This window comes from Rhodococcus sp. 14-2483-1-1 (genome assembly GCF_002259335.1).
Lineage (GTDB): Bacteria > Actinomycetota > Actinomycetes > Mycobacteriales > Mycobacteriaceae > Rhodococcoides.
In genome coordinates this window covers 191223-207982 of record NZ_NPFX01000021.1, presented here as the reverse complement: position 1 = coordinate 207982, position 16760 = coordinate 191223, and the positions used below count along the sequence as shown (strand labels likewise).

The following is a 16760-nucleotide window of genomic DNA, read 5'->3' as shown; positions in this document are numbered from 1 at the left end:
GAGAACGATGCGCCGTCCCCGGCTGTCCGACTCCGGCTTCTACGTCGCCTCGGTCTGGGCTGTGAGCAGCAACGTCAGGGTGGCTACACTCGCCGCATGGCTGGCAACTGGAGCAGATTCGGCAAAGAACTGGGCAAGATCGCGATGCGTGAAGGCCCGCGGCTGCTGCGTCAACTGCAGAAGTCCGGCGCCCTGCAGAAGGGCAAGGACGCAATCAGTGGCACGACGTCGAACACGTCCGCTCCGGCTCCGCGTCCCGGCCGCCCGGTGGCGTCACAGACAAGGCCGACGGCCCAGCGCGCCCGCACCATCGAGTACTCCCCCGATCTGGACGGCAAGGCCGATCCGGGTGAGATCGTCTGGACCTGGGTGACATACGAAGAAGACGCCAGTCAGGGCAAGGATCGCCCGGTGTTGGTCATCGGGCGCGAGGGCAACGATCTACTCGGTCTGATGCTGTCGAGCCAGAGCAGTCGCGACGGCGACCGCGACTGGCAGTCGATCGGATCCGGTTCCTGGGACGCCGAGGGCCGACCGAGCTGGATTCGTCTGGATCGCGTTCTCGACGTGCCCGAGGACGGCATCCGCCGCGAGGGCGCGATTCTGAGCAAACCCCAATTCGACTCCGTCGCAGCTCGATTGCGTCGAGACTTCGGCTGGAACTGACCTCGGCGCGCGTTGTGCGTACCCGCGGATACGCACAACGCGCACTTCGCTACGCCAGTCGCGTGATTTCCACGACGACGTCGAGTGCCGTCGAACCGCCGCCGGAGAAGATGCCCTTGAGCGGGGGCACGTCGGCGTAGTCGCGGCCCAGTCCCACCGAGACGTGCTGCTCGTTGACGGCGATCGCGTTGGTCGGGTCGTAGCCCCACCAGGCACCGGTCCACGCCTCGATCCAGGCGTGGCTCTGGCCCTCGACGGTCGCGCCGATCGCCGCCTGCTTCTTCGGGTGCAGGTATCCCGAGACGTACCGGCTGGGGATACCGATGCTGCGCAGCATCAACAGAGTCAGGTGGGCGTAGTCCTGGCAGACGCCCTTCTTCTCCGACCACGCCTCGACGGCCGAGGTGTGCACCCCGGTGGTCCCCGGGACGTACGACATCTCCTGGTTGACCCAGTTCGAGATCTCGACCACCGATTCCTGCGGCGGCAATCCCTTCGAGAGCTTCTTCGCCACCGACGCGAGCTGACGGTTCTTCGGCACGTAGACCGTGTTGTCGAGCACCTCGTTGAAGCGGTCGGTCACCGGCTCGCTGGCCAATTCCTCCCAGGACGCGTTCTCGTCCGGATAGACGAAGGGATCGGTCTCGACCACCGAGGATCCGGTGACCTCGAGCTCGGTGTGCGGTGCGTGCAGATCGAACGCCGTCACCGCCGTACCCCAGTAGTCGGTGTAGCGGTAGGACCGCGTCACCGGGTTCGTCTCGACTCGGTTCAGAATCACGTTCTGCCGGTTGTCACTTCGCGGCGTCAGCCGAGCTTCGTTGTAGGACGAGGTCACCGGTGCGTCGTACTGATAGCCCGTGGTGTGTACGACACGCATACGCCAGCTCACAGTTCACCTTCCAATTGATCTTCGAATGTTCCGGAGCCGGCGTCCGTCCACGCAACCCACGGAGCGGCGTGGAAGTACTGCTTGGAGATCGCCTCCCCGAGTTCACGGCAGGTTTCCTGCAGAGAGAGCAGGCGCTCCTGCAGATCGTCGAGAATTTCACCGGGACGCAGGAATTCGAGTTCGCTACGCGCGCGACCCAGTAGCCGCTGAGCTTCGGCCCGCGCACCGACTCGACTGTTCGGCTGGTGGTCGAGCTGATCGAGCGACCGTTCCGCTTCGTTGAGTGCATAGAACACCGAACGCGGAAAGAGCCTGTCCAGCAACATGAATTCGAGAACTCGCTGGGCGTCGAGCGCGCCGCGGTAGGTACGCAGGTAGGTGTCGTGAGCACCTGCGGATCGCAGAACAGTGACCCAGGCCGGTGACGACGGTCGATCGCCGGCGCGCGAGAGCAGCAGCCGAACGATCATGTCGATGCGCTCGACCGAGCGACCGAGCAACAGGAAGCGGTAGCCGTCGTCGTGACTGAGGGTGGAATCCGCGAGACCGGCGAACATCGCGGCCCGTTCCTCGATGTAGCTGAAGAACTCGGCCGGGCCGGTGCGCTTGGACGCCCTGATGCGCTCGTTCAGTCCGTTGTACGTGGTGTTGAGGCACTCCCACATCTCACTCGACGTGACTTCGCGAGCGCCACGGGCATTTTCGCGTGCACTCGACAGCGAGTCCACGATGGAGCCGAGCCCGTCACGGCTGAAGGCCACCAACTCGGTGAGCGACCACACGTCGAGCGAGACGTCCGGCTCGTGCTTGAAACCGAGTACTCGCAACAACACTCGCGAGATGTGGTCGGGATCGACCGTGGCGTCTTCGAGAAGCTGGTGGACGGTGACGTCGAGAATGCGGGCCGTGTCGTCCGCTCTCTCGACGTACCGTCCGATCCAGTAGAGCGACTCTGCGTTGCGCGCGAGCATTTACTGTCCACCGCCGTTCGAGTCCGAGTTCGTTGCCTGCTGCTGCTGCTGCTGTTGTTGCTGTTGTTGCTGCTGCTGCTGATTCATCTGCTGGTCCATCGTCAGCTCCGGGCCCTGTTCGACCATGGGCGACTCCGGCGGAACGCTGACGATCTCCTCGCCTGCCAGTTCCTGCTCCTCCTGCGAGGTTCGGGTGGCGAGCACCCAGGTGTCCTTACTGCCGCCGCCCTGGCTCGAGTTGACCACCAACGAACCCTCCGGCAGTGCAACTCGCGTCAAACCCCCGGGCAACACCCAGACGTCGTCGCCGTCGTTGACTGCGAACGGCCGCAGGTCCACGTGCCGAGGAACCAACCGGTCACCGATCTTGGTGGGCACCGTCGAGAGCTGCACGACGGGTTGCGCGATCCAGCCACGCGGATCCGCGCGAACCTTCTTGCTGATGGTCGCCAATTCCTTCGGCGAGGCGTCGGGGCCGAAGACGATGCCGTAACCACCCGAACCTTCGACCGGCTTGATCACCAGTTCGTCGATGCGGTCGAGGACTTCCTCGCACTCGTCGTCCAGCCAGCACCGGAACGTGTCGACGTTGGCCAGCAACGGCTTCTCGCCCATGTAGTAGTCGATGATCGTGGGCACGTACGTGTAGACCAGCTTGTCGTCGCCGACGCCGTTTCCGACGGCGCTGGAGATCACGACGTTGCCTGCACGGGCGGCGTTGACGAGGCCTGCCACGCCCAGGACCGAATCCGGCCGGAACTGCATCGGGTCGAGGTAGTCGTCGTCGATGCGTCGGTAGATGACGTCCACCTGGCGCTCGCCCTCGGTGGTGCGCATGTAGACGATGTTGTCCCGGCAGAAGAGATCGCGTCCCTCGACGAGTTCGACGCCCATCAGCCGGGCGAGCAACGAGTGCTCGAAGTACGCGGAGTTGGCCACACCGGGGGTCAGCACCACCACTGTGGGGTCGGCTTCGTTGAGAGCCGCGGCGGAGCGCAGTGCGCGCAACAGATGCGAGGCGTAATCGCCGACGGCACGCACGCGGTGGCTGGCGAACAGATCCGGGAACACCCGGGCCATGGTGCGCCGGTTCTCCATGACGTAAGACACACCGGAGGGCGAACGCAGATTGTCTTCGAGGACGCGGAACGTGCCCTGTGCATCACGGACCAGGTCGATTCCGGCGACGTGGATGCGCACGCCGTTGGGTGGCGTGATGCCGACGGCCTCGCGGTGGAAGTGCTCACAGGAGGTGATCAGTCGCTTCGGCACCACACCGTCGCGGAGGATTTCCTGATCGCCGTAGATGTCGGCGAGAAACATCTCGAGCGCTTTGACGCGCTGCTTGATGCCGCGCTCGAGCCGTGACCACTCCCCTGCGGCGATGACGCGGGGAACCTGGTCGAGCGGGAACGGGCGCTCCTGGCCGGACAGGGAGAACGTGATGCCCTGGTCGACGAATGCGCGTCCCAGTGCGTCGGATCTCGCGTCCAGGTCGGACGCGTTCGCCGGGGCAAGGGCTGTGTGAATGCCCTTGTAGGGAGTCCTGGTTCGTCCGTCCGCGTCGAACATCTCGTCGAAGGCGAGACTGTACTTTCCGACGTCGGAATAACCCCCGAACACCCCGTCGACCTCGGGTTCGACGCGATCCGCTGACTTGGTTTTGGTCGCTTTGGCCTTGGTGGCGGCATGCGTTGCCGATCGCGGACTCATTCTGGTCATGTTGCTACAGAGACTGGAGTTAGGCGCGGTAGAAGCGTTAAATTCTTGAAACGCATCGTCACGGGTGCACCCAATTGGGTTCTGCCCCGCCGGGCTGGTATTCTCGATCTTCGGCGCAGGGCTCCAAAGCTCTGCAGCAGACTTCGGGCATTCCAGCATGGATCGCCCTGACCGGAATACCGACGAAGACAAGAAGGATTTTACGCGTGGCCAATATCAAGTCCCAGAAGAAGCGGATTCTCACCAACGAGCGTGCACGCCTGCGCAACCAGTCGGTGAAGTCCTCCCTTCGTACCGTCATCCGCTCGTTCCGCGAGGCACAGGCTGCGGGCGACAAGGACAAGGCTTCCGAGATTCTCCTCGACGCAGGCCGCAAGCTCGACAAGGCCGCCAGCAAGGGCGTCATCCACAAGAACCAGGCTGCCAACAAGAAGTCGGCACTGGCTCTCGCAGTCAACAAGCTCTGAGTCACCGCTGAGCTCGACCGAGCCCGCTGCATCCGACACGGAGGCAGCGGGCTTTCTCGTGCCCGGGATTTTTCGTGCCCTGGACTTGTCACAACGCTGGGGCCCCGAGCGCTACCGGCCCAGCCCCGCGACCTCTGACACCGCCTTTTCCACCGCGTAGTCCGCGTCCGCTGCCTGACCTTTGACGTCGGCGTTCAGTTGCGCCACAACCCGTAACGCCTGCGCGATGGATCGACCGTTCCAGCCTCGGGCCTGACCCTGCGCCTTCTTGATCTTCCACGGCGGCATGCCCAATTCACCTGCCATTCGGAACGGGTCGCCGCGCCCGGCCGAACCCACGAGCGCAATGGTGCGGACGGCATCGGCCAAGGCGTCGGCCAACAGCACGTGCGCCACTCCCCGATGCATCGCCCAGCGAACAGCCTCGAGCGCGCCGGCTCTGTCTCCGATCACCGCTTTGTCGGCGACGTCGAAGCCGGAGACTTCCGCCTTGCCCGAGTAGTACCGGCGCACTGCGGCAAGATCGACCTTGCCGCCGGTATCGGAGACCAGCTGCGAACAGGCCGAGGCCAATTCGCGGAGTTCGTTGCCGACCGATTCGACGACAGCCTCGATCACCTCGCCGCTCACTCGCACGTCGGCCGCACGGAATTCACCGCGCACGAAGTCGATGCGTTCGGCGGGCTTGGTGAGCTTGACGCACTCGTGTACCTGAGCGCCGCACTTCTGCAGAGCACCGACCATGGCCTTGGCCCGACCGCCGCCGGAATGCATGACCACCACGACCGCGCCCTCGGGCGGATCGGTTGCGGCGTCGAGCACCAGAGCTGCAGCATCCTTGCCTGCCTCGGCCGCTGCCTCGAGCACAACCACGCGATCCTCCGCGAACAGCGACGGACTGAGCAGTTCGGCAAGTTCCGGGGCACTGGCGTCTCCGGTGCGCAACCGTGTGACCGGCAGGTCCTCCCCCGGAATCGCCGCATTGGCACGCACCTGCGCCACGATCGACGCTACCGCGCGATCCATCAGAAGTTCCTCGTCGCCGAGAACCAGATGCAGAGGAGCCACACTCGAAGTCACACCCGTGATCGTGCCATGTGGGGCCGACAGCTCGGGCATCCGCTTCCTTTCGAGCAGCACAGCCCCAGCACTCACCACAGCAGGTGCGCAGTCCACATGGCCAGTGCCGTTATCGCCACCACTGCAGCACCCCACCGCAGCACCCGAAACCGCAACGCCACGAGCAGTGCGGCCGTTCCCAAGGCGTGTAGTTCTGCACCCAGGAGACCGTCGGGGACGCGGATGCCGGCAACAGGCACCGACGCGGCCCGCTCGGCCACCGTGATCAACCACCACAGTGGTGCCGACGCCAGCTGCGCCGTCAGCTCGGCGACAGACGTGCTGACGGTGGCGATCACGGCCGTCACGATGCCCACCACCGTGATCGGAGCGACGACCGGTGCCACCAACACGTTCGCAACGACGCTCACCACACTGATCGTTCCCGTCATCGCCGCGACCACCGGTGCCGTCACCGCGTGCGCGGCTGCAGCGACGGCCGATACCTCCGCGGCTGCCCTCGGCCAGCCGCGGGCTCGGAGCCAGTCGACCCAGATCGGCGCGATCAGGACGAGTCCGGCGGTGGCAAACACCGACAGGACGAACCCGACGTCCACCGCCAGCCTCGGCCACCATGCGAGCAAGCCCAACACTGCGCCGCACAGGGCCGGAACGGCCTGCCGCCGCCTGCCGGTGACGAGGGCCAACAACCCGATCGAACCCATCACCGCCGCACGAAGCACACTCGGCGATGGGCGAGCCACGATCACGAACGCGACGAGCACGACGAACGCAACTGCGACCGTCGCTCGTGGTCCGATCCCGATGCTTCGCAACACCAGCAGAACCGCACCGATCACGATGGAAAAGTTTGCGCCCGACACAGCGGTCAAATGCGTCAGTCCGGCCGCCCGGAAGTTCTCGGCCACAGTCTCGTCCAATCGGGACACATCCCCGACCACGAGACCGGGTAGCAGACCTGCACGATCCGGTGGCATCGAATTCTGCGCCACTGCAGCCAAATTCGACCGGAAGGTGCCGGCTGCGGCAGAGATCGCCCCGGGGTCACCGACGGTGACGGGTGGTCCCGATACGCGGATCACCGCCACAGTCATGTCCGGTCGAATCGGTTCGCCGAGCCTGCCCCGGACGGTGATCTGTTGACCCGGCAGCAGAGTGGACCAACTCGACTCCGGGGCGATGATCGAGACGCGTCCGCCGACGTACAGCGCCTCACCTCCGACGTCCACGCGAATCAACTCGGCCTTCGTCATCACCATCGAGGGTCCTGCGGACGTCAGTCGTCGTGGGTCCTCCTCAAGCCGCACCGACGCGGTGATCCACGCACGCTTCTCCGCGGCAGCAACCAAGGGATGATCTGCTACTGCGCACATCTGAAGCCAGATCGCTCCGCCGAAGCACAGCGCGAGTGCGATCACCGTGGCCACTCCTGCCCAGCTGGGACCGGACGCGGCGCATCGTGCCGCCAGCCGTCGCAGCGCCAGCGAACCGAGCAGCACCACCACAGAGGTCGACGCCGTGGCCGCTACCGCCGCGCCGGGGCCGCCGAGAATTCCGACCGCGGTGATCGACCAGCACACCACCACAGCCGGAACCAGACGTATATCGAACGGCAGAAACTCTTCGGCCTGAGCTGTGGCGGTCGATGCGGCGTCGGTGCTCATCCGATGTGCACGAGATCGCGGATCTTCGCCAGCCTCCCGGGCCCGATTCCGTCCACTTCGGCGAGCTGATCGACAGAGACGAAGCGGCCGTTGGTCTCTCGCCAACTCACGATCGAGGTTGCGGTCACCGGTCCGACACCGGGCAGGGCGTCCAGTTCGGCGGCGGTGGCGGCATTGAGGTCCACCGTCCCGGCCGGTGCGGAGCCTTCGGGAGCGGCCTGCGCCCCGCCCGCGGTCACCGGGCCGTCTACCGAGGTCGTACTACTCAACGGCGGGGCAGCCTGTGGCTGCACGACACCGACGACGATCTGATCACCGTCGGCCACTCGCGCGGCCATGTTGAGCGCCAACAGATCGGCACCCTCGACAGGTCCTCCCGCCGCGGCGACCGCGTCGGCGATTCGCGAACCCGGTTGCAGCCGAACCAGTCCGGGCTGTACCACCAGGCCGACGACGCTCACGACCAGCTCGGCTTCCACTGCCGGTACCGGTTTGGCCAGGACGTCCGAATTCTTCGTATCGGATGCAACCACGGCCAGCGGTGGAGCGGGTGCAGGCGTCGGCGCATCTCGAAACACCGCGAATGCCGCGACGAGCACGACAAAGACTCCGGCTGCTGCCAAGGCGATGGCACCCTGCCTTCCCGGGTCCACCCGAGCGGAACGCCATCGCTGTGGAAGTACGGACGACCACGGGGAACCGAGCCTCGGCGAACTCGAGATCAGCCAATCCGGTTCCGGGGTCGTCACGTCAGGGCTGGATTCCTGTGTCTCGACGCGCGCGGGTATCCCATCCGGGCGTGCGGAATCAGGTTGTCTGCGCACGGCATTCAGTCGCGCCACCGTGTGCGCCCGATCGTCGTCACCGCCCATGCATCAGAACGCTAGTTCCGGCGGTCGGGCTCACACGCCACGAGACGCTGGTCGCGAATTGCCCTGTGCACAACTCGCTACCTGTGGATGATCGGTGGGATCGGCGCGACTATCGGTGTCCCGGTGCCACGACGACGCCGACGGCACCGGGGCCGACGTGCGCTCCTAGCACGGCACCGAAGGGATACACGTCGATGCTGGTCAAGCCCGGAATGCGGGCGGTCAGCATCGCAGCGACATCGTCGGCACGCTCCGCGCACAACATATGGTGCACGGCGAGCGCAACCCCCGAATCGTCACCGACCTCGGATGCGGCGGCGACGGCTGCGTCGACCAGCTTGTGCAACGCCTTGGACGAGGTCCGCGTCTTCTCCCGCAGCACGAGCGCACCGCCGCTGATGTGCAACACCGGCTTCATGGCCAGTGCGGTGCCGAGGAGTGCTGCGGCAGTGCCGATTCGACCTCCGCGTCGCAGATGGTCGAGGCGATCGACGACGATGAAGCACCTCGAGGTCGTCGACGCAGCGACGGCGCAGTGGTAAACCGTGTCCAGGTCTGCTCCCCCGGCAGCCGAACCGGCAGCCGTCAGCACGGCAAAGCCCAATCCCATTCCTGCAGAACCGGAATCGACCACTCGAACGGCAGGGCCGACCTCGTCCGCGGCCTGGCGCGCTGCTTCCCACGTGCTCGAGAGCCCCCGGGAGATGTGCAGCGCAACCACACCGTCCCCTCGACTGTGTTCGAGAGCCGCGGCGTACACCTCGGCCAGCTCGCCCGGTGACGCGCCGGCGGTGGTCATCGGACTTCCCGAGGCGGAGTGCTCGGGGATCTCGTCGACACCCTCACGATGGTCGATTCCGTCCACCAGTACGTGCAAGGGCACCACCGAGATTCCCCGCTCGGCCGCAAGCGTGGCGGGCAGGCAGGACGAGGAGTCGGTGACGACGGCGACGGTCATGGCTTCGGGGTCGCTGCAGGGTTCGCGGTCGACGCCGAGGCAGCCACCGGTCGCAACGCCTCGAGCATCGCCTCTGCCACCGCACGGTGCGCGTCCCACCCCCAGTGGATGCCGTCGGGGTTCGCGTTCTCGGATTCGATGTTCGGGCGCACCGCGTCGGCGAGATCGACCATCGGAACGTTCTTGTCCGTACTCCACGCCCGCAACGCACGTACCGCGGGCTCGCGGCCCGAGTGCACCCGCCCGTAGGCATCGCAGCGGTGCACCGACGGATAGGTGCCGACGACGGGAAGCTCGGGACGTACGTAGGCCAAGGCCGCGCGGGCCTGCTCCAGGTAGTCGACGCTGAGCCGCGGCGGCAGTGCAACCGGCCAACCCAGATGCGACAGAACTGGTTGCACCGCTTGATATCCCGCGCGAACGACGCGTCGCAGAGCCGGCGGTCTGATGTACCGGATCTGCTCCCGCAGCGCGGTAGGCAACGGCGAAGGAAGCGAATCCATGCCACCGATGGCGAACACGACGGCACCGGCACGGGGAATCGCGGCCCACACTCGCGGATCCTGAGTCAGAGCCCACCATGCGTCACGACTCGTCCAGCCGATGCGCGCAACCAAATCCACCGTCCAACCGAGTTCGGCTGCAACCAGATTGGGCCAGAGCCGCGGATCGTCCACCGGCAGCCCGCCCTCGGGTCCGTAATAACTCAGCGAGTCCGCGAGCACGAGCAGCGTGGGGCGCACCGCCGTCTCGTCAGAGGACGTCACTGGCCACTCGCGCCGAGGCGTTCCACACGTCCAAACGCCAGGACGGCTGAACGCCCGCTCCGTGCGCGCCGAGCTGCACCCAGCTGGTGTTGGCGAGCCCGCCGAGCACCGGCCACCGGTCCGTCGGCAAATCGAGCAACGCTGCCGTCAGTGCCGCGATCAGGCCCCCGTGCGCCACGAGTACCAGTGGCCGCTGGTCGCCATCGGCACCCCACTCGGGGACGCCGCTCAGCAGCTCGCGAACCAGGGGAACACTGCGACGGGCGACGTCGATACGGCTCTCCCCGCCCGGTGGAGCGATGGTGGCATCGGCTCGCCATGCCGGCCGAGCGCCGGGTGCGATGTCGTCGACCTCGGTGTGGGTGAGACCCTGCCACTCGCCGAGATGAGTTTCGCGCAGGCGCTCGTCCTGCGTCACCGAAACACCGGCAGCGTCGCCCAGGGCAACGGCGGTGTCGAGAGCCCGGCGGAGGTCGGAAGAGACGATCCGAATCGGCTCACGCGTCGCCAGCTCGGCAGCGGCCGTCTTGGCTTGGGTGCGACCGAGCTCGGACAGATCGGTATCGAGCTGACCCTGCATGCGGTCGGTGGCGTTGTATTCCGTCTGACCGTGCCGAAGCAGGATGAGCCGTCGGATCATTGCTCCGATTCCGCAGCCGGGTGCTGTCCGAGACCGGGAACCTCGATGGTCGGGCAGTCCTTCCACAACCGCTCGAGGGCATAGAAGTTGCGCTCTTCGTTGTGCTGGACGTGGACGACGATGTCGGAGTAGTCCAACAGCGCCCAGCGACCTTCCTTGGTGCCCTCACGGCGGACCGGCTTGTGTCCGGCTTCACGCAGCTGATCCTCGATGTTGTCCACGATCGAGTTGACCTGACGCTCGTTGGGCGCTGAGGCGATCACGAAGCAATCGGTGATGTAGAGCTGGTCGGAGACGTCGAGGATCACCACGTCGCTGGCCAGTTTGTCGTCGGCTGCGAGCGCGGCGATACGCGCCATCTCGGCGGCTTCGGCTGTTGCAGTCACTTGGGTGTACTCCCACTCGTATGGTTCGGGTTCGCGGTCATTGCGCTGGTGACCGGCCCTTCCGGTTGCTTCTTCTGGGGTGCCGGCTCCGACATGGTGACGGATCCGTCGAGGCGCAGCGCGCCTCGTGGTCTGTAGAGATTTCTCTTCGAGATGTATTGCACGACGCCGTCCGGTACGAGATACCAGACCGGCCGATTCTCACCGGCTCGAAGTCGACAGTCCGTCGACGATATCGCGAGTGCCGGGATTTCCATCAATGTGAGGGTGCCGGCAGGCAACGACCGGAGGTGGTTGGCCAGATGTTCGACGCCCAGCTCGAACCCCGGACGCGAGACTCCGACGAACTTGGCGAGCTCGAACAGCTCCTCCCAGTTCTGCCACGTCAGGATCGACTCGAGGGCGTCCGCGCCGGTGATGAAGAACAGCTCGGCATTGGGGTGCTGCGCCCGCAGATCGCGCAGAGTGTCGACGGTGTACGTCGACTTCTCGCGATCGACGTCCACGCGGCTGACGGAGAATCGGGGGTTGGACGCGGTCGCGATCACGGTCATCAGGTAGCGGTCTTCCGCTGGGCTGACCGAGGTCCCTTCCTTCTGCCAGGGGTTTCCGGTGGGGACGAAGATGACCTCGTCCAGACCGAACTTGTTCGCCACTTCGCTGGCAGCGACGAGGTGCCCGTGGTGTATCGGGTCGAAGGTGCCACCCATCACGCCCAAGCGGCGAACGGACTGCTTCCCTGTGTCGTCACCGGGGTCGTATTCGTGCTGCACAACCGTCGATTCTACGTCCGCGGCGTTGCCGGGCGTCACACGCCTCACACCGGCAGCAGACGTGAGACCACGGTGGCGAGCTGCTGGGCGGATCGGCACTCGTGCATGGCGATCACGTCGGCGTACACCTTGGCCGCCGAATCGCCGGATCCCCACTGCGCTTTCGGTTCGGGATTGAGCCAATACGCATGCTTGGCCACCGAGACGATGTGTGCCAACGCGGGCAGCTTGGGTTCGCGGTAATTGGTGCGGGCGTCGCCGAGAATCAACACCGAACTGCGACTGGTGACCGCATGCGCGTACTTCTCGTCGAACGTCGTCAGCGCGTGTCCGTAGTCCGAGTGGCCGTCGTACGTCACCAGATCGGACTCTCGGATGATGCGGCTCATCGCGGCACCGAGGTCGGAGCCGGAGTCGAAGAATCGCGTCACCTCGTCGGTGGAATCGATGAAGGCAAAGATTCGAACGCGCGAGAACTGCTCTCGCAGTGCGTGTACCAACAACAGGGTGAAGTTACTGAATCCCGCCACCGAGCCAGAGACATCGCACAGCACAACCAATTCGGGGCGTGCTCGACGCGGCTTGCGCTCCACCAAGTCGATCGGAATGCCGCCGGTGGACATCGACTTGCGCAGGGTGCGTCGCAGATCGATCGAGCCGTGCCTGCTTCTGCTGCGCCGCACCGCAAGTCGTGAGGCAAGCAGCCGGGCCAGCGGGGTGACGTTGCGTCGCAGCGCCGCCATCTCCGTGTCCGAGGCCCGCAGGAAGTCGACCTCCTCGGCCAGCTTGGGCACACCGTAACTCGCCACCCGCTCGCGGCCCAGCTTCTCGGCCGACCTCCGCCTCGTCTCGTTCTCGACCATCTTGCGAAGGTCTGCGATTCGTTGCGCTGCAGTACGTTTGGCCACTTCCGATTCGTAGTCGTCGGTGGGCCGATCCGGTGTGTCGTCGGCGCGGCCGAGTAGCCCGTCGAGGATCTTGCGCAACAACGTATCGGGGGCAACATCGCGCAGGGCCTGATAGGCCGAGAACGACGGCCCGTTCGAGGATTTGTACTGACCGAGTTCCTCCACCATCTGCGCCGCCAGCATCTGGGTCAACTCCGCGGCCTCGGCCGAATCGTCGGACAGCAGATCCACCAGCAACTCTCGGAGCGCATCGATGTCGACCTCGCCGCCGTCCGTGCGGGGCAGCGCAGTGTCGATCTGTCCCGAGTCCCTCGTGCCCGACGCCACCGGAAACCACAGGTCGAACAAGGCGTCGAACACCCCGCGATGCGTCGGTCGTCGCAACAACGAGCAGGCCAGCCCCTCGCGCACGGCTTCCCGGTCGAGTAGATCCAGGACCGACAGGACGCGTCCGGCATCGACGGTTTCCGACGGCCCCACCGAGATTCCGCGCTTTCTCAAAGCCTCGACGAAGCCGACCAGATGCCCGGGAATTCCGTGCGGGGCCAACATGTCAGTTCAGCCGCAGTTCGGCGGCAGCACGCACCTGATCGGACTGATGCTTGAGCACCACTCCCAGCGTCGACCGGACCGCATCGTCGTCGAGGGTGTCCATACCGAGGGCCAACAGCGTGCGACCCCAGTCGATCGTCTCGGCCACGGAAGGCAACTTCTTGAGCTGCATGCCCCGCAGCACACGGACGGTCTTGACCATCTGCTCGGCGATCGCCTCGGGCAGTTCCGGAACCCGACTGGCCAGGATGCGACGCTCGAGGTCCGCGTCGGGGAAATCGAGGTGCAGGAAGAGGCAGCGGCGCTTGAGGGCCTCCGACAGTTCGCGAGTGGCGTTGGAGGTCAGCACCACGAACGGAGTGCGCTCCGCCGTGATGGTGCCGAGCTCGGGAATGGTGATGGCGAAGTCGCTGAGCACCTCGAGCAGCAGTCCTTCGATCTCGACGTCGGCCTTGTCGGTCTCGTCGATGAGCAGCACGGTGGGGTCGCTACGCCGAATGGCCTGCAGCAGCGGCCGCGCCAGCAGGAACTCCTCCGAGAAGACGTCCAGCTTGGTCGAATCCCAATCGCCACCGGTTCCCGACTGGATCCGCAGGATCTGCTTTGCGTGGTTCCACTCGTACAGGGCGCGGGCCTCGTCGACGCCCTCGTAGCACTGCAACCGGACCAGCTCGGCACCCGTCGTCTGGGCCACGGCACGAGCAAGTTCGGTTTTGCCCACACCTGCTGGGCCCTCGATCAGCAGCGGCTTGCCGAGGCGGTCGGCGAGAAAGACCGAGGTGGCCGTGGCCTTGTCGGCCAGATAGCCCGTTTCTGCCAGACGCTCGAGGACGTCGTTCACGCTCGCGAACAGCGGGGGTGTCGTCGGTAGGGCACGATCCACGTCACAACTCCTGATGATCGGATTTGGCCGGTACGGCAGAGGCGTCAGACATCTCGGACGTGTCCGTCGCCCCACACGGTCCATTTGGTCGAGGTCAGTTCGGGCAATCCCATGGGCCCTCGGGCGTGCAGCTTCTGGGTGGAGATGCCGATCTCGGCACCGAAGCCGAATTGCTCGCCGTCGGTGAAAGCGGTGGAGGCATTGACCATCACGGCAGCCGCGTCGACGCGTCGAGTGAACTCGCGCGCGGCACCGATATCGGATGCGACGATCGCCTCGGTGTGTCCGGTTCCGTATCGATCGATGTGCTCGATCGCCTCGTCGATGCCGCCCACGACCTTCAGCGCGATGTCGAGTGAGAGGTACTCCTGCGACCAGTCCTCGTCATGAGCGGGGACCAGCCCGGGCAGGTCGCCGTGCACCGTGACGCTGTGCATCTGGAACGCCTGCAGCAGCCGCGGCACCATCGTGTCGGCGATCGCAGCATCGACCAGCACGGTCTCGGCGGCGTTGCAGACGCTGACTCGGCGGGTCTTGGCGTTGAGCACGATCTTCTCGGCCACGTCCGGATCGGCCGAGGAGTGGACGTACACGTGGCAGTTTCCGACTCCGGTCTCGATGGTCGGGACCGTGGCATCGCGAACGACGGCAGCGATCAGTCCCGCGCCCCCGCGCGGGATCACCACGTCCACCAGACCGCGCGCCTGGATCAGGTGGGTGACCGTGGCACGGTCCGCACTGCCCAGCAGTTGTACGGCGGCCTCGGGCAGACCGTGTTCGCGCAACGCCCCTTGCAGGGCGTCGACCAATGCTGCATTGGACTGTGCCGCCGAGGACGAACCGCGCAGCAACACCGCGTTGCCGGACTTGAACGCGAGACCGAACGCATCGACGGTGACGTTGGGGCGCGCCTCGTACACCATGCCCACCACCCCGAGCGGGACCCGCACCTGCCGAATCTCGAGCCCGTTGGGAAGCGTCGAACCGCGGATGACCCCGCCGATCGGATCCGGCAGCGCGGCGACCTGTCGCAGGCCCGCCGCGATGCCCTCGATGCGCGATGCGGTCAAACGCAGTCGATCCAGCAGACCCTCGTCGGTACCCGCTGCCCGCGCGATCTCGATATCGGCCGCGTTCGCAGCCAGGACCGAATCTGCAGCAGCAACCACGGCATCGGCGGCGGAATGCAGCAACGAATCCTTCTCGGCGGTCGTCAGCAACGCCAGCGCACGCGAGGCGATCCGCGCACGACGAGCGGCCGCATGCACGCTCTCACGCTCGTCGAGCGTCGTGGGCACCGATTCGGCCGAGACGGAAGCAGTCATGAACTACACACTAATGGGGCCGGGAATGAAGCGGTGTCGCCGTGTCGTTGCAGCACGACGTGGAGATCACCGACGTCATCGACGTCGATACCGACAGACCGGAGGAACCACCTGTGAGTGCCTTGTTCGAGCCTCTGACCCTGCGCGAGGTCACCTTTCCCAACCGGGTATGGATGGCACCGATGTGCCAGTACTCGGCCGACGACGCGGGCCAGTACGTCGGCGTTGCGGGTGACTGGCACCGCACCCATCTGGTCAGCCGCGCGGTCGGCGGGGCAGGGCTCATCATCACCGAAGCCACCGCAGTCAGCCCGGAGGGTCGCATCAGCCCGTCGGACCTCGGCATCTGGAACGACACCCAGGCCGATGCATTGGCGAAGATCGTCGCCGAGATCGCGTCCTTCGGAAGCGTTCCTGGCATCCAGCTGGCACACGCGGGCCGCAAGGGTTCCACAGCTGCTCCCTGGCTCGGCGGCAAGTCGCTACCCGCGGAGGATCCCCGTAGCTGGGAGACCGTCGGTCCGAGCGCGGTCGCCTTCGGTGATTACGCGACGCCCCGCAAGGCAACCGACGACGACATCACGAAGATCGTGGACGACTTTCGCTCTGCGGCGCAGCGCGCACTGAAGGCCGGGTTCAAGGTGGCCGAAGTTCACGGCGCGCACGGATACCTGTTGCACCAGTTCCTGTCGCCTGCGAGCAACACCCGCACCGACGCCTACGGCGGCGACTTCGCCGGCCGTACCCGGCTACTGATCGAGGTGGTCGACGCGGTCCGTGAGGTGTGGCCGGCCGAGCTTCCGGTGTTCGTTCGTCTGTCGGCAACCGACTGGCTCGACGAGCCGGACAATGCTGAGGGCACAGCCGAACTGGAGGCTCCGAGTTGGACCTCCGATCAGACCGTCGCGTTGTCCCAGATCCTCACCGAACACGGGGTGGATCTGGTCGATACCTCCACCGGAGGAAACGTGCACGCCAAGATTCCGGTCGGTCCCGGCTACCAGGTTCCGTTCGCACGGCGAATTCAGAACGAGACGACGATGCCCGCTGCCGCGGTCGGCATGATCACCGAACCCAAGCAGGCGGAGGACATCGTCTCGCTGGGCGAGGCGACGGCCGTGCTGCTTGCGCGCGAGCTACTGCGTGATCCGTACTGGCCACGGCGCGCTGCCCGCGAACTCGGTGTGGAGATGACTCCGGCCGTGGCACCGCAGTACGAGCGGGCCTACTGAGG

General features: G+C 65.8%; 17 protein-coding genes. 3 read left to right on the top strand and 14 right to left on the bottom strand.

The window, feature by feature from the left end; genetic code table 11:
* Window positions 1-96: 96 nt before the first annotated feature.
* On the top strand, window positions 97-666 hold the full coding sequence (locus tag CH294_RS19480; protein ID WP_037151026.1) for a type II toxin-antitoxin system PemK/MazF family toxin: 570 nt from the start codon (window positions 97-99) through the stop codon (window positions 664-666).
* A gap of 49 nt (window positions 667-715) precedes the next feature.
* Here the strand turns inward: CH294_RS19480 and CH294_RS19475 are convergent, their stop codons facing one another.
* From CH294_RS19475 to CH294_RS19465, 3 genes are read right to left on the bottom strand one after another with little or no spacing between them, the layout of a single operon-like run.
* Complete coding sequence (locus tag CH294_RS19475) at window positions 716-1546, bottom strand: transglutaminase family protein (RefSeq protein ID WP_032402405.1); 831 nt, start codon at window positions 1544-1546, stop codon at window positions 716-718.
* A gap of 8 nt (window positions 1547-1554) precedes the next feature.
* The gene (locus CH294_RS19470; protein WP_032379188.1) at window positions 1555-2529 is read right to left on the bottom strand and encodes an alpha-E domain-containing protein; all 975 of its coding nucleotides are present in this window, start codon (window positions 2527-2529) and stop codon (window positions 1555-1557) included.
* Window positions 2530-4101 carry a circularly permuted type 2 ATP-grasp protein gene (locus tag CH294_RS19465; protein WP_249305414.1) on the bottom strand — a complete coding sequence of 524 codons (1572 nt, stop codon included), beginning with the start codon at window positions 4099-4101 and terminating at the stop codon, window positions 2530-2532.
* Window positions 4102-4457: 356 nt separating this feature from the next.
* On the opposite strand from CH294_RS19465, the gene rpsT reads away from it, so the two are divergent.
* Complete coding sequence (gene rpsT, locus CH294_RS19460) at window positions 4458-4718, top strand: 30S ribosomal protein S20 (RefSeq protein WP_027497522.1); 261 nt, start codon at window positions 4458-4460, stop codon at window positions 4716-4718.
* Between the two features lie 111 nt (window positions 4719-4829).
* Here rpsT and holA read toward each other — a convergent pair whose 3' ends face one another.
* From holA to CH294_RS19405, 11 genes are all read right to left on the bottom strand, one after another.
* Window positions 4830-5798: a DNA polymerase III subunit delta gene (gene holA, locus CH294_RS19455; protein ID WP_032379576.1), complete on the bottom strand. Its 969-nt coding sequence runs from the start codon at window positions 5796-5798 to the stop codon at window positions 4830-4832.
* Between the two features lie 71 nt (window positions 5799-5869).
* The gene (locus CH294_RS19450) at window positions 5870-7462 is read right to left on the bottom strand and encodes a ComEC/Rec2 family competence protein (RefSeq protein ID WP_094738860.1); all 1593 of its coding nucleotides are present in this window, start codon (window positions 7460-7462) and stop codon (window positions 5870-5872) included.
* Window positions 7459-8334, bottom strand: a complete 876-nt coding sequence (locus CH294_RS19445) for a ComEA family DNA-binding protein (protein WP_094738859.1) — start codon at window positions 8332-8334, stop codon at window positions 7459-7461. Before CH294_RS19445 ends, CH294_RS19450 begins: the two co-directional genes overlap by 4 nt.
* Before the next feature lie 109 nt (window positions 8335-8443).
* Entirely contained in the window at window positions 8444-9292 is an 849-nt protein-coding gene (locus tag CH294_RS19440) for a DegV family protein (protein ID WP_094738858.1), read from the bottom strand.
* Window positions 9289-10059, bottom strand: a complete 771-nt coding sequence (octT, locus tag CH294_RS19435) for a diglucosylglycerate octanoyltransferase (RefSeq protein ID WP_037151028.1) — start codon at window positions 10057-10059, stop codon at window positions 9289-9291. Before octT ends, CH294_RS19440 begins: the two co-directional genes overlap by 4 nt.
* Window positions 10046-10699 (bottom strand): histidine phosphatase family protein, encoded by a 654-nt coding sequence (locus CH294_RS19430; RefSeq protein ID WP_032402402.1) that lies wholly within the window; start codon window positions 10697-10699, stop codon window positions 10046-10048. The genes octT and CH294_RS19430 overlap by 14 nt, the downstream gene beginning before the upstream one ends.
* Entirely contained in the window at window positions 10696-11085 is a 390-nt protein-coding gene (gene rsfS / locus CH294_RS19425; RefSeq protein WP_032379193.1) for a ribosome silencing factor, read from the bottom strand. Before rsfS ends, CH294_RS19430 begins: the two co-directional genes overlap by 4 nt.
* Window positions 11082-11804, bottom strand: a complete 723-nt coding sequence (gene nadD, locus CH294_RS19420; RefSeq protein WP_254925422.1) for a nicotinate-nucleotide adenylyltransferase — start codon at window positions 11802-11804, stop codon at window positions 11082-11084. Before nadD ends, rsfS begins: the two co-directional genes overlap by 4 nt.
* 98 nt (window positions 11805-11902) lie before the next feature.
* Window positions 11903-13318, bottom strand: coding sequence for a VWA domain-containing protein (locus tag CH294_RS19415; RefSeq protein WP_032379194.1), 1416 nt, complete (start codon window positions 13316-13318; stop codon window positions 11903-11905).
* A gap of 1 nt (window position 13319) precedes the next feature.
* Window positions 13320-14201 (bottom strand): MoxR family ATPase, encoded by an 882-nt coding sequence (locus CH294_RS19410; protein ID WP_032379195.1) that lies wholly within the window; start codon window positions 14199-14201, stop codon window positions 13320-13322.
* A gap of 44 nt (window positions 14202-14245) precedes the next feature.
* Window positions 14246-15526, bottom strand: a complete 1281-nt coding sequence (locus tag CH294_RS19405; protein WP_032402400.1) for a glutamate-5-semialdehyde dehydrogenase — start codon at window positions 15524-15526, stop codon at window positions 14246-14248.
* A 113-nt stretch (window positions 15527-15639) separates the two neighbouring features.
* Here CH294_RS19405 and CH294_RS19400 point away from each other — a divergent pair, with 113 nt between their 5' ends.
* On the top strand, window positions 15640-16758 hold the full coding sequence (locus CH294_RS19400; protein WP_037151282.1) for an NADH:flavin oxidoreductase/NADH oxidase: 1119 nt from the start codon (window positions 15640-15642) through the stop codon (window positions 16756-16758).
* The last annotated feature ends 2 nt before the right edge of the window (window positions 16759-16760 follow it).